We start from the raw sequence: 12496 nt of genomic DNA, 5'->3' as shown, positions 1-12496 counted from the left end.
TGGGGGAATCGGATGTTCGGGCAAAGATCACGACCGCTACGCTGTGGCGCCGGTGACGCGTCAGCGTGCACGGGCAACTGGACAGCGTTACAAGAGGAATGGGGCGGGGAACGGCCATGATGGGACCAGCACACTCACTGTCGGGGGCCGCGGCCTGGCTCGGCGTCGGAGCGGCGGCAGCCGCGGCCGGCCATGCCATGCCCTGGCCGGTCCTGCTTGTCGGCGCCCTGATCTGCGCGGGCGCCGCTCTCGCCCCGGACCTGGACCACAAGGCTGCCACGATCTCCAATGCCTTCGGACCGGTGTCACGAAGGCTGTGCGAGATCGTCGACAAGCTCTCCTACGCCGCCTACAAGGGGACCCGAAAGCCGGGCGACCCCCGGCGCAGCGGCGGTCACCGCACGCTGACGCACACCTGGGTGTGGGCGGTGGCGATCGGATCGGGCACGGCGGTGCTGGCGATCACCTGCGGTCGCTGGGCGGTCCTCGGCATCCTCTTCGTGCACATGGTGCTCGCCATCGAGGGTCTGCTGTGGCGGGCCGCCCGCGGTTCGAGCAGCAACGTCCTGGTCTGGCTGCTCGCCGCGACGAGCTCGTGGATCCTCGCGCAGACTCTGGACAAGCCGGGCAACGGCTCGGACTGGCTGTTCACCGCGCCGGGCCAGGAGTACCTCTGGCTCGGGCTGCCGGTCATTCTCGGTGCCCTGGTGCACGACATCGGGGACGCGCTGACGGTGTCCGGCTGCCCGGTCCTCTGGCCCATCCCGATCGGCCGCAAGCGCTGGTACCCGATAGGCCCGCCCAAGGCGATGCGCTTCCGAGCGGGCAGCTGGGTGGAGCTCAAGGTGCTGACGCCGGTGTTCATGGTGCTGGGCGCCGTGGGCTGCGCGGCCGCGCTGAACTACATCTGAGTCCGGAGTCTCCCGGATCGCGCCACCGTCGCGCGACTCCTTCGTGGCCGTACCGGCGCCCATGGCTTGACGCGGGGCGCCCGTCACGGTCAGCCGTCGTCCCCTGTGCCGGACCCCTGGTCCCCGCCTCCGAAACGCCGCTCGAACTGGGCGATGCGGCCCTCGGAGTCCACCGTGCGGGCCTTGCCCGTGTAGAAGGGATGACTCTCCGAGGAGATCTCGACGTCCACGACCGGGTAGGTCTCGCCGTCGTCCCAGTCGATGGTCCGGTCGCTCGTGGCGGTGGAGCGCGTGAGGAAGGCGTATCCGGCGACGCGGTCGCGGAACACCACGGGGCGGTAGTCGGGCTGCTTGTCCTGCTGCATGGCGACTCCTTGGGGGAGAAGCGGGACGCGTGCCGGTCAGCCGGACACGGCGTCCTCGTCGACGATGTGCATCGCGGCTTCCTCCGCCGAGGCCGCGGCGCCGTCGATGCCGATGTCCGTGGCGATGAGCCCGCTCTCCTCGTCCTCGTGCGCGCCTTCGTTCGGGGCCACCAGCCGGCCGGAGCGCAGGGCACCCACCTCGTTGTCGAGGGGCTCTCCGTCGGTGCCCTCGCAGTCGCCGATGCCGTCTCCGTCGGATGCGGCGATGTCGGGCAGCTCGTCGGCGAGGCGCTCGTCCAGGGTCTCGCCCGCCCGGCGTTCCGAGGCGGTCACCCCACGGTGCTCCACCGCCCACGGCCGCTCCGGCGGGGACCAGCCGCGGTCCAGGGGGTCACTGACGCCGTCCGTCACCAGTGTGTCCTCGGCGTCGAGCAGCCCCGCGTCGTCCTGTACCTCGGATCCGTCGGGCTGGTAGACGTCGTCTCCCCATCCGTCGGCGCTGTCCACGGGTACCTCCAGGGGGTGCGGACGGGACCGGAGCCGCCGTGTTCGACGGCGGGCGCGCGGACCCGAGGACACGGTCGTCGCTCCCCGCGAACCGGTTGGTTCGCGGGAGTCCCCCGAGCGGGTGCCCACGTCCAGCCTTCCACCCCCCTTCGGCACCGCGCAACGCCACAGGGGCCGACCAGCAGCGTCGCAGGGACCGACGCCCGCCCGCCGGGCCCCTCGCGGGGTGCGGTGAACGTGGGAACGGACCGGTGCGACGCCTGTCGCATGGCCTGGCAGTCCTGGCCGCCCCGGCCGACACCTACCCCACGCGTCGCGGGCAGGTGGTCCCGCTCGGCAGCCGGCTTGCGGAACGGTGGCCCCGGCCGGGCATCCCGCTCACCCGTGCCAGGACCTCCACAGCGCCGCGTACGCGCCGTCCGCCGCGACCAGTTGTTCGTGGCTGCCGAGTTCGCTGATGCGGCCGTTCTCGACCACGGCGATGACGTCGGCGTCGTGAGCGGTGTGGAGGCGGTGGGCGATGGCGACGACGGTGCGGCCGTCGAGGACACGGGCCAGCGAGCGTTCCAGATGGCGGGCCGCCCGCGGGTCCAGGAGCGAGGTCGCTTCGTCCAGGACCAGGGTGTGCGGGTCGGCCAGCACCAGCCGGGCCAGCGCGATCTGCTGGGCCTGGGCCGGCGTGAGCGCGAACCCGCCCGAGCCGACCTCGGTGTCCAGACCGTCGTCCAGCGCTCGCGCCCAGCCGGTCGCGTCGACCGCGCCGAGAGCCGCCCACAGCCGGGCGTCGACGGAAGCGGCGCCATCGCCCGCAGCCCTGGCACCAGCACCAGCCTCAGCGCCAGTGCCAGCAGCCGGAGCCTGTTCTTGACGCTGATCCTGCTCGTCGTCCTGATGCTGCCGGGAGCGGGGGACGGCGAGCAGCAGGTTGTCGCGCAGGGAGCCCACGAACACATGGTGCTCCTGGTTGACCAGAGCCACGTGCGCCCGGACCTCCTCCGCGGGCATCCGGGACAGCTCGGCGCCGCCGAGGGTGATCCGGCCGTCCCGGGGCGCGTAGATCCCGGCGAGCAGCCTGCCCAGGGTGGACTTCCCCGCGCCGGACGGGCCGACCAGGGCGAGCCGCGTGCCGGGCGGCACCGCCAGGGAGACCTCCCGCAGCACGTCGACCCCCGCGCGGTAGCCGAAGTGCACCCGGTCCGCGTGGACGTCGCGGCCCTCCGGCTTCACGGCCGGGTCGCCCGCGTCCGGCTCGATGTCCCGGACACCGACCAGCCGCGCCAGCGACACCTGGGCTACCTGGAGCTCGTCGTACCAGCGCAGGATCAGTCCCACCGGGTCGACGAGCATCTGGGCGATCAGCGCACCCGTCGTCAGCTGGCCCACCCCGATCCAGCCCTGGAGAGCGAGCCACCCGCCGATCATCAGGACCGAGCAGAGCACCGTGACATGCGTGATGTTGACGACCGGGAAGAGAACCGACCGCAGCCAGAGCGTGTAGCGCTCCCACGCCGTCCATTCCCGGACCCGGCGGTCCGACAGCTCGATGCGGCTCCTGTCGAGACGGTGCACCTCGATCGTGCGCCCGGCGTCGACCGTCTCGGCGAGGACGGCGGCGACGGCGGCGTAGCCGGCCGCCTCCGAGCGGTAGGCGGCGGGCGCCCGCTTGAAGTACCAGCGGCAGCCCATCACCAGCACCGGAACGGCGACCAGGACGGCGGGAGCGAGTACGGGGGCTGTCACGGCGAGTCCGCCGAGCAGCAGTGCCGCCCACACGACACCGATGGCCAGCTGTGGGACGGCCTCGCGCATCGCGTTGGCCAGCCGGTCGATGTCGGTGGTGATGCGGGACAGCAGGTCGCCCGTCCCGGCCCGTTCCAGGACGCCGGGCGGCAGACCGACCGACCGTACGAGGAAGTCCTCGCGCAGATCTGCCAGCATCCGCTCGCCGAGCATGGCACCCCGCAGCCGCACCTGCCGGACGAACACGGCCTGGATGACGAGCGCGACGACGAAGAAGGCGGACGTGGTCTCCAGATGGAGGTCGTCCGCGTGGTCCGAGACACGTTCGACGACCGAGCCCAGCAGATAGGGCCCGGCCATCGAGGCCACGACGGCCACGGTGTTGACGGCGACCAGGAGCAGGAAGGCCCTGCGGTGCCGTCGGAACAGCTCGCTCACGTAGGCGCGTACGGTCGCGGGCGCGCCGACGGGCAACGTGTTCGCCGTCGTCGGGGCGGCCGGGTCGTACGCGGGTGGTGCCACGCCGATCATGCGGTCTCCTCGATCTCTTCCAGTACGCCGTCGAGAACGGCCTCGTCGTCCACGGTCACCGCGCCGAGAGCGGTCCGGTCCGCGGCTTCCGCGGCGGCCTCTTCCTCGGTCTCGCGGGTCACCACGGCCCGGTATCGCGGCTCGCTGTGTACCAGTTCGCGGTGCACGCCGACCGCGACGACCTCGCCCTCGTGGATGAGAACGACCCGGTCCGCGTGGTCCAGGAGCAGCGGTGAGGAGGTGAAGACCACGGTCGTGCGCCCAGCGCGCAGGGAGCGCACTCCGTCGGCGATCCGGGCCTCGGTGTGTGAGTCGACCGCGGACGTCGGCTCGTCCAGGACGAGTACCTCCGGGTCCGTGATCAGGGACCGGGCCAGTGCGAGCCGCTGGCGCTGGCCCCCGGACAGGGAGCGGCCGCGTTCCGTGACGCGGGCGTCCATCGGATCCTCGGTGTCGAGCGATCCCTGGGCGAGCGCGTTCAGCACATCGCCGCACTGGGCCGAGGACAGGGCTGCCTCGGCGCTCACGAGACCCGAGGCCGGCACATCGAGCAGCTCGCGCAGGGAGCCCGACAGCAGCACCGGATCCTTGTCCTGGACGAGGACGGCGGTGCGGGCGCACTCCAGGGGCAAATCGTCCAGCGGCACGCCCCCGAGGACCACCGAGGTGCTCCTCGGCCCGCCCTCGGCGCGCGCCGGCTCACCTTGCTGGGAGGCGTGGCCGCCGAGCCGCTCGGCCAGCAGTCCCGCCGCGTCCGGGTCCCCGCACACCACGGCTGTGAACCTGCCCTCGGGAGCGAGCAGACCGGTCACTGGGTCGTACAGATCGCCGCCCGGCACCTCGGCGGCGCGTGAGCCGCCGCTGTCCATGGCCCGTTCCAGGGACAGCACCCGGGCGGCTCGCCTGGCCGACGGACGCGAGAAGGAGTAGGCCATCGCGATCTCCTCGAAATGTCGCAACGGGTACGTGAGAAGCATGACGGCGCTGTACACGGTGATCAGTTCACCGACCTCGATCCGGCCGTCCCGGGCCAACTGCACACCGCGCCAGACGACGGCGATCATCAGCAGACCGGGCAGCAGCACCTGGATCGCCGAGATCGCCGACCACATGCGCGCGCTGCGTACGGCGGCCCGGCGCACCTCCTGGGAGGCGCGGCGGTAGCGGTCGAGGAAGAGCTCCTCGCCGCCGATGCCGCGCAGTACCCGCAGGCCCGCCACGGTGTCGGAGGCCAGCTCGGTCGCGCGGCCGGCCTTCTCCCGCTGGAAGTCGGCGCGCCGGGTGGCGCGGGGCAGCAGCGGCAGTACGGCCAACGCCAGCACGGGCACGCCCACGGCGACGATCACACCCAGGGCCGGCTGGTAGACGACCAGGGCCACACAGACCACCACGACCGTCACGGCGGCAGCCGAGAACCGCGACACGCTCTCCACGAACCAGCCGATCTTCTCGACGTCGCCGGTGGAGACCGCGACCACCTCGCCGGCCGCGACGCGCCGCGTGAGCGCGGAGCCCAGCAGCGCGGTTCTGCGGGCCAGCAGTTGCTGGACGCGCGCGGCCGCGGTGATCCAGTTGGTGACCGCGGTGCGGTGGAGCATGAGTTCGCCGAGGGCGATGCACACGCCGCACACCGCCATCAGCGCGCCGGTCAGGGCGAGCCGGGTGCCGGAGTGGTCGACGACGGACTGGACGGCCAGACCGACGCAGAACGGCAGCGTGGAGACGGCCAGGAAGTGCAGCAGACCCCAGGCCAGGGCCTTGAACTGTCCGCCGAGCTGATTACGCCCGAGCCACCACAGGAATCGGGGACCTGAGCGCGCGTCGGGCACACCCGGGTCGGGATACGGAAGGTCTTGGATCTGCATGACGTCCCAGTGGCTCGTGTCAGGCGATGGAGAGTGCTCCGGATTTCGGCAGCCGTCCGGCCGGGGGGCCGACAGCAAACCGTGAAAGGTTCGCTTCGGAGCGTGGTCGAAAGCAAACGGTTTTCCGCCCTGCCGCAAGGAACCGGACCGCGAACCGGACCGCGGCGACCGCGACCGGCCGGAACGGGAGGGAAGGGCGATTCGCCCGATACGTGGTGCGAGGATGGACGGCATGCGAAAGAACGGCGCGATGCGCACGGGGCTCGCGGCCATGGTCTGCGGAGCCGTCGCGGTCACTCTCACGGCCTGCGGCGGAGTGGAGGGCGGAAGCGGCAGCGGGGCGAAGGGTCGCGCGGGAGCCCCCGGCGCTGTCGCTCGTACGAGTGCGCCCGCGGTCGACCCGACACGCATCCCCGACGTGGGCGACCGGCTCCAGCGGCGGATCCCCTCCGATTCGGGCCAGGTGCTGGCGGTGTACGGCGAGGGCAAGGACTCCGCGGAATCCACGGCCGTGCTGTACACGAAGTCCGGTACGGCCTGGGAGAGGACGCGCAGCTGGGCGGCGCACAACGGGACGAAGGGCTGGACCACCGACCATCACGAGGACGACAAGCGCAGCCCCGTCGGTGTGTTCACGCTCAGCGACGCCGGTGGCGTGCTCGACGACCCGGGTGCCCGGTTGCCGTACACGCAGTCGGAGACGTACCAGGCTCCCCACGACTGGCCCGAGTCGTACTGGCACGACTTCGACTACGTCATCGCCATCGACTACAACCGCGTCGAGGGCGATCCTCCGGACGATCCGACCCGGCCCTGGGGCGATGACAAGGGCGGCGGCATCTGGCTGCACATGGACCACGGCAGCGGCACGTCGGCGTGCGTGAGTCTGCCCAAGGAGGGCATGGAGTACCTCCTGCGCACACTCGACCCGGAAGAGCACCCCGTGGTGGTGATGGGGGACAAAGCCGACCTGAACGCTTAGTGGTCCGGCGCGCCCCGGCCGCGCCGCCGGGCCCCGGGCGGGGTGGCCGGGGGTCGCCGGTGCGCCATTGCGGTCGGCGCGACCGCCCCGTAGAACACCGCACATGAGTAGACCGGCCATCATGTCCATGCTCGCCGGAGTGATCCTCGTGGCGAGCGCCCTCCTCGGGGCGGGCCCGGCTCCGGCGGCCACCGCGTCCGTCGCGGCTCGTGCGTCCGCGGCCTCCACCGCGTCCGTCGCCCGATCGTCCGACGTGCCCGTCGAGTTCGGCAGCGACTGGCACGATCCCGTCACCGCCGCCCCGCCCGTCGCCAGGCCGTCCGCGCCGTCCTGTGAAGTGACGCTCGCCGAGGCACAGTTCCGCGACTTCACGCCCTACACGGGCACGTACACCCCGCCGTCGGGCTGCGGCGACCGCTGGAGCGAGGTCGTGCTCCGGCTCGAAGGCAAGGTCAAGGGGCGCCAGTTCGACCGTCTCGGCTATCTGCACGTCGGCGGGGTCGAGATTCTCCGTACGTCCACCCCGGAGCCGTCGCCCGACGGGATCGAGTGGTCCGTCGAGACGGATGTGACGCGCTACAGCGACACGTTCCGGCGGAGTCACGACGTCGAGATGCTGATCGGGAACGTCGTCGACGACACGTACACCGGGGTTCTCGACGTCAAGGCCACGCTGACGTTCTACGCGGGCAGGCCCGCCGTGACCCCCGACCGTGTCCTGACCCTCAAGGACGGCACCCTGACCACCCCGCGCAACAGCGAACGCGTGATCGCCGAGGTGTACGCGACCGGGTCCGGCGGTGGCTGTGAGGAGGTCTGGTATCTGACGGTCCCGGACGCGGCACCGTACTCCTGCAAGGCGGACAACGGCCCCTACCGTGAGGTGCAGATCGAGGTCGACGGCCGACTCGCCGGTGTCGCCGAACCGTTCCCGACCGTGTGGACCGGCGGCTGGTCCAATCCCTTCCTCTGGTACGTGATTCCGGGGCCCCGTGCCTTCGCCGTCAAGCCCATCGAGTACGACCTGACCCCGTTCGCCGGACTGCTCAACGACGGGCGTCCGCACCGGATCGACGTCTCCGTCGTAGGCGTACCGGAGGGGCAGTCGGGCTGGAGCCTGCCCGTCAACGTGCTGGTCCGGCAGGACGCCCGGCGCGGCCATGTGAGCGGTGCGCTCCTGCGGGCCGAGGCGGGCGATCTCGCCGACTCCTCGACGTACACACCCGGTTCGGAGCACCGTGTCGAGACCGCGGGACGGCACCGGCTGACGGTCGCCGGGTACCTCGACACCTCGCACGGCAGAGTGGTGACGACGGTCAGCCGCACCCTGGCGAACAACTCCACGCACCGCTGGACCGAGGGCGAGAACACGGACGGCCTCGAGGCGACGTGGACCGACGACGAGGTGGTGACCGTCGACGGACGCGGACCCGCCACGACGACGCGCACCCGGCGCGCGTACACGATGGACGGCACGACGACCCTCGGCGCGGACGACCGGCTGCGGACCGTGCTGACGCTCGGCGACCGGGCCTCCGTGGCCGAGGACTCGGGCGGCCGGCCCACCACGTGGTCACGGCTCGACGACACCTACACGGGCGACGCCACGTACACGGCCGGCGTGCCGCGCGACCAGCGTCACGCGGTCGCCACGACGAGCGAGCGCTACCGGCGCCACGGTTCGGCCGGCTGTTACGACCGCTCCCTGGTCACCGTGCAAGGGACGCTCACGCAGGACCGCGCCCGCTGCTGAGCCCGGGCGACGGGCCCGACGGCGGGGGTGACGAGTGCGGCCGTCCAGGGTGAGGACGAGGAACGGACGCGGGCCGGCCGGGTCACCGGGACCGGGTCATCGGGACCGGTCGGCCCGTCCGGCGCCCGGGCGGGTCGCGTGCTCCAGCGCCAGGAGCGCGGAGTAGTAGCCGCGTCCCGTCGCGTGATCCATGCCCACCTCGCACATGCGATTGGCCGACAGATGCGCGTCGAAGTCGCGGGAGGTCACGAACGCCGCCTCCTCGCGGGTGGCCGACTCGGTCAGTTCCCTGTGGAGCATGCCGCGGTCGCCCGCGAAGGCGCAGCATCCGGCGTCGTCGGGCACCACCACCTCGTCCGCACACGCCTCGGCCACGGCGCGCAGTTGCGCCTCGTCGCCCAAGTGCCGCATGGAGCAGGTCGGGTGGAGGACCGCGGAGCCCAGGGTGCGACGCACGGTGAGGTGGGGGAGGAGTTCCTCCGCCGCCCACACCAGTGAGTCGACGACCAGCAGCTCGGCGTGCAGCTCCCGGTTGTCGGGGGTCAGATACGGTACGACCTCGCGCGCGATGCCGAGCGTGCACGACGAGGCGTCCACGACGAGCGGCAGTCTGCCGCCGGCGGTCCAGCCCCAGGCCGCCTCGACGACACGGTTGGCCATCACGGCGTTGCCCGCGTCGTACCCCTTGGAGTGCCAGATCGTCGCGCAGCACGTCCCCCGGACATCGTCCGGAATCCACACCGGCTTTCCCGCTCGCGCGGAGACCGCGACGACGGCCCGCGCGAGCGAGACGTCCCCCGGACCGCCGAAGACGCGGTTGACGCAGGCCGGGTAGTAGACGGCGACGGCCCCCACGCGTGCGGTGCGGGGCATGGCGGAGGGGGCGGCTCCGGGCATCCGCGGCAGCCACTCGGGCACGAGATCGGGGCGTACGGCCCTGCGGACCGCCCGCGTCACGGTGTTCACCCGCCGGTCGCCGATCCGGTCGGCGACGGCGACGGCCAGCCGCGCGGAGGCTTCGAGCACACGGAAGTGCCGCGCGGCCAGCGCGGCCGCCTTCTCCTCGCGCGGAGTGTGCCGGGCATGCCGGAACGTCTTCATCAGGGCGCCCGTGTCGATGCCGACCGGGCAGGCCAGCTTGCAGGTCGAGTCGCCCGCGCAGGTGTCCACGGCGTCGTATCCGTACGCCTCCAGGAGCCCGTTCTCGACCGGCGAGCCCTCGGGCTGGCGCATCATCTCGCGGCGCAGCACGATCCGTTGGCGCGGTGTCGTCGTCACGTCCTGGCTGGGGCAGGTCGGTTCGCAGAAGCCGCACTCGATGCACGGGTCGGCGATCGCCTCGACACGAGGGATCGTCTTCAGGCCCCGTACGTGCGCACGCGGATCCCGGTCGAGCACGACGCGCGGTGCGAGCACGCCGTCCGGATCGACCAGCCGTTTGGTGCGCCACATCAACTCCGTCGCTCTGGACCCCCATTCGAGCTCCAGGAAGGGTGCGATGTTGCGCCCTGTGGCGTGTTCGGCCTTGAGTGAGCCGTCGAAGCGTTCCACCGTGAGCCGGCAGAACGCGTCCATGAACGCGGCGTACCGCTCCACGTCGGCGGGCCTGGACGCGTCGAAGGCCAGCAGGAAATGCAGATTGCCGTGGGCGGCATGGCCCGCGACGGCGGCGTCGAAGCCGTGCCGGGTCTGGAGTTCCAGCAGCGCCTCGCAGGCCTCGGCGAGCCGCTCGGGCGGTACCGCGAAGTCCTCCGTGATCAGTGTCGTACCGGAGGGGCGTGCTCCGCCGACCGCCGTCACGAACGCCTTGCGGGCCTTCCAGTAGCCGGCGACGGTCCGCTGGTCCCGGGTGAGGGCGTTCGTCACCGAGGGCGCGGGCGACACCAGAGGAATCCCCTCCAGTACCGCGCGGGCGCGCTCCTCGTACGCCTCCTGCGTGGCCTCGTCCGGGGCGCGGAACTCGACGAGCAGAGCGGTCGTCGGACCCGGAAGACCGGCCCAGTCACCGGGCACCCCCTCCACGGCCACCGAGGCACGCAGGGTGTTGCCGTCCATCAGCTCGACGGCCGAGGCGCCCGCCGCGGTGAACAGGGGCACGGCGGCGGCCGCGGCGGGCAGTGAGCCGAAGAAGAGCAGCGCGGCGGACACCCTGCGGTCCAGCGGCAGAGTGTCGAAGACGACCTCCGAGATGAAGCCGAAGGTGCCCTGCGATCCGACCATCAGACCGCGCAGGATCCCGACGGGCGTCGAGCCGTCCAGGAAGGCGTCCAGACGGTAGCCGTTGGTGTTCTTGATCGTGTACTTGGCGCGGATCCGGTCGACCAGCGCGGCGTCCGCCTCGATCTCCGCCTTGAGCTCCACGAGTCCGGCGCACAGGGCCGGTTCCGCACGCGCCAGCCGCTCGTCGGCGTCCGGTTCGGCCGTGTCCACGACCGTGCCGGACGGCAGGACGAACGTGAGCGAGGCGAGGGTGACGTAGGAGTTGCGGGTGGTGCCCGCCGTCATGCCGGAGGCGTTGTTCGCGACCACGCCGCCGACCGTGCAGGCGACCGCGCTCGCCGGGTCGGGGCCGAGCACGCGCCCGTGCCGGGCGAGCGCGGCATTGACGCGGGCGACGGTCGTGCCCGGAGCGATCCGGACCCGCGCTCCGCCGTCGAGGACCTCGACGCCCGTCCAGTGCCGCCGGACGTCGACGAGGATGTCCTCGCCCTGTGCCTGGCCGTTGAGCGAGGTCCCGGCCGCGCGGAACACCACCTCGCGGCCCTTGCCGTGGGCGTACGAGAGCACCGCCGAGACGTCGTCGATGTCCTCGGGGACCACGACGACCCGCGGCACGAAGCGGTAGGGGCTGGCGTCGGACGCGTAGCGCACGAGGTCGGAGATCCCGGTCAGTACCTTCTCGTGGCCGAGCAGGGCGATCAGGTCGCCGCGCAGCGGCTCGGGAGTCCCGCCGGCCCGGTCCTCGGGCACCCGGTCGGCCGCCGGGACCTCGGGGCGCGCGTCGGGGCGCAGGGCGTCGGGATCGGGCTCCAGCAGCGGCATCGCGGACCACTCCTCACATGCTCGGCCGACCGGCGGCGGCGCGGTGTGCCGTGCCCGACCGGCCCAGAAGCGCCCACTCCGCCCTGAGTCGGCTGGGCCGCCTCAGCGGCGACGCACCGCCCGGAACCGGCCGAGTCGCCTCAGCGGCGACGTGCCGTCCCCAAACGGCTGGGCTGCCTCAGCGGCGATGCACCGCCCTGAACCGGCTGAGCCGCCTCAGCGGCGACGCACCGCCCCGAGCCGGCTCAGCACCGGTGTTCCACCTGTTCCACCCTCGGCATGCCGTCCACCAACGTGTCCAGCAACCCGCCGAGCACCTCGCGCTGCTCGTCCGTCAATGGAGCCAGGATCTCCTCCGCGGCGCCGCGGCGCGCGGCGCGCAGCTCGCGCAGCGCCTTGCGCCCCTCGTCGGTGACCTCGATACGGATCACCCGGCGGTTGGTGGGATCGGGCGCCCGGCGCACCTTGCCGCTCGCCTCCAGTCCGTCGACCAGCGTGGTAACGGCACGCGGCACCACTTCGAGGCGCTCCGCGAGATCGGCCATACGGGGAGGTGAGGCGTAGTGCGCGAGGGTACGCAGGAGCCGGGACTGGGCGGGGGTGATGCCCAGCTCGCGCTGCTCCAGATGGCGCTTCTGGATGCGGTGCACGCGGCGCGTGAGACGCAGCAGCTGCTCGGCGAGCAGGCCGTCGGCATCGGGGGTGGTCATGCGGGAACAATATCAGGATGCCGTTCATTGTGAGTATAGGTAACAATGAGCTAGGGTCCGTCAGTCGTCGGATCCTCATCGATGTCCCTG

General features: G+C 72.1%; 9 protein-coding genes. 3 read left to right on the top strand and 6 right to left on the bottom strand.

The features are described from left to right. Window positions 1–116: 116 nt before the first annotated feature. Window positions 117–911 (top strand): metal-dependent hydrolase, encoded by a 795-nt coding sequence (locus OG485_RS08130; protein ID WP_328665354.1) that lies wholly within the window; start codon window positions 117–119, stop codon window positions 909–911. Window positions 912–1000: 89 nt separating this feature from the next. Here OG485_RS08130 and OG485_RS08125 read toward each other — a convergent pair whose 3' ends face one another. From OG485_RS08125 to OG485_RS08110, 4 genes are all read right to left on the bottom strand, one after another. Next, complete coding sequence (locus OG485_RS08125; RefSeq protein WP_328665352.1) at window positions 1001–1276, bottom strand: type B 50S ribosomal protein L31; 276 nt, start codon at window positions 1274–1276, stop codon at window positions 1001–1003. A gap of 36 nt (window positions 1277–1312) precedes the next feature. Beyond that, window positions 1313–1783 (bottom strand): DUF5709 domain-containing protein, encoded by a 471-nt coding sequence (locus OG485_RS08120; RefSeq protein WP_328665350.1) that lies wholly within the window; start codon window positions 1781–1783, stop codon window positions 1313–1315. 378 nt (window positions 1784–2161) lie between these two features. Continuing rightward, on the bottom strand, window positions 2162–4054 hold the full coding sequence (locus tag OG485_RS08115; RefSeq protein ID WP_328665347.1) for an ABC transporter ATP-binding protein: 1893 nt from the start codon (window positions 4052–4054) through the stop codon (window positions 2162–2164). Continuing rightward, on the bottom strand, window positions 4051–5919 hold the full coding sequence (locus OG485_RS08110; RefSeq protein WP_328665346.1) for an ABC transporter ATP-binding protein: 1869 nt from the start codon (window positions 5917–5919) through the stop codon (window positions 4051–4053). The genes OG485_RS08115 and OG485_RS08110 overlap by 4 nt, the downstream gene beginning before the upstream one ends. Before the next feature lie 232 nt (window positions 5920–6151). On the opposite strand from OG485_RS08110, the gene OG485_RS08105 reads away from it, so the two are divergent. Both OG485_RS08105 and OG485_RS08100 read left to right on the top strand, forming a co-directional pair. Beyond that, window positions 6152–6901: a L,D-transpeptidase family protein gene (locus OG485_RS08105; protein ID WP_328665343.1), complete on the top strand. Its 750-nt coding sequence runs from the start codon at window positions 6152–6154 to the stop codon at window positions 6899–6901. A gap of 103 nt (window positions 6902–7004) precedes the next feature. Continuing rightward, window positions 7005–8654: a peptide-N4-asparagine amidase gene (locus tag OG485_RS08100; RefSeq protein WP_328665341.1), complete on the top strand. Its 1650-nt coding sequence runs from the start codon at window positions 7005–7007 to the stop codon at window positions 8652–8654. 96 nt (window positions 8655–8750) lie between these two features. Here the strand turns inward: OG485_RS08100 and OG485_RS08095 are convergent, their stop codons facing one another. Further along, window positions 8751–11696, bottom strand: coding sequence for an FAD-binding and (Fe-S)-binding domain-containing protein (locus OG485_RS08095; RefSeq protein ID WP_328665338.1), 2946 nt, complete (start codon window positions 11694–11696; stop codon window positions 8751–8753). Window positions 11697–11941: 245 nt separating this feature from the next. Continuing rightward, window positions 11942–12406, bottom strand: coding sequence for a MarR family winged helix-turn-helix transcriptional regulator (locus OG485_RS08090; RefSeq protein ID WP_328665336.1), 465 nt, complete (start codon window positions 12404–12406; stop codon window positions 11942–11944). Between the last annotated feature and the right edge of the window lie 90 nt (window positions 12407–12496).

This window comes from Streptomyces sp. NBC_00328, assembly GCF_036139655.1.
Taxonomy (GTDB): domain Bacteria; phylum Actinomycetota; class Actinomycetes; order Streptomycetales; family Streptomycetaceae; genus Streptomyces.
Note: the sequence above shows the minus strand (reverse complement) of the source record. Positions and strands in the feature narration are given on the sequence as shown.

What these genes read in the sequence shown, in the direction of transcription:
- OG485_RS08130 (WP_328665354.1), top strand. Translation starts at nt 117, where the DNA reads ATGATGGGACCAGCACACTCACTGTCGGGGGCCGCGGCCTGGCTCGGC.
- OG485_RS08125 (WP_328665352.1), bottom strand. Translation starts at nt 1,276, where the DNA reads ATGCAGCAGGACAAGCAGCCCGACTACCGCCCCGTGGTGTTCCGCGAC.
- OG485_RS08115 (WP_328665347.1), bottom strand. Translation starts at nt 4,054, where the DNA reads ATGATCGGCGTGGCACCACCCGCGTACGACCCGGCCGCCCCGACGACG.
- OG485_RS08110 (WP_328665346.1), bottom strand. Translation starts at nt 5,919, where the DNA reads ATGCAGATCCAAGACCTTCCGTATCCCGACCCGGGTGTGCCCGACGCG.
- OG485_RS08105 (WP_328665343.1), top strand. Translation starts at nt 6,152, where the DNA reads ATGCGAAAGAACGGCGCGATGCGCACGGGGCTCGCGGCCATGGTCTGC.
- OG485_RS08100 (WP_328665341.1), top strand. Translation starts at nt 7,005, where the DNA reads ATGAGTAGACCGGCCATCATGTCCATGCTCGCCGGAGTGATCCTCGTG.
- OG485_RS08095 (WP_328665338.1), bottom strand. Translation starts at nt 11,696, where the DNA reads ATGCCGCTGCTGGAGCCCGATCCCGACGCCCTGCGCCCCGACGCGCGC.
- OG485_RS08090 (WP_328665336.1), bottom strand. Translation starts at nt 12,406, where the DNA reads ATGACCACCCCCGATGCCGACGGCCTGCTCGCCGAGCAGCTGCTGCGT.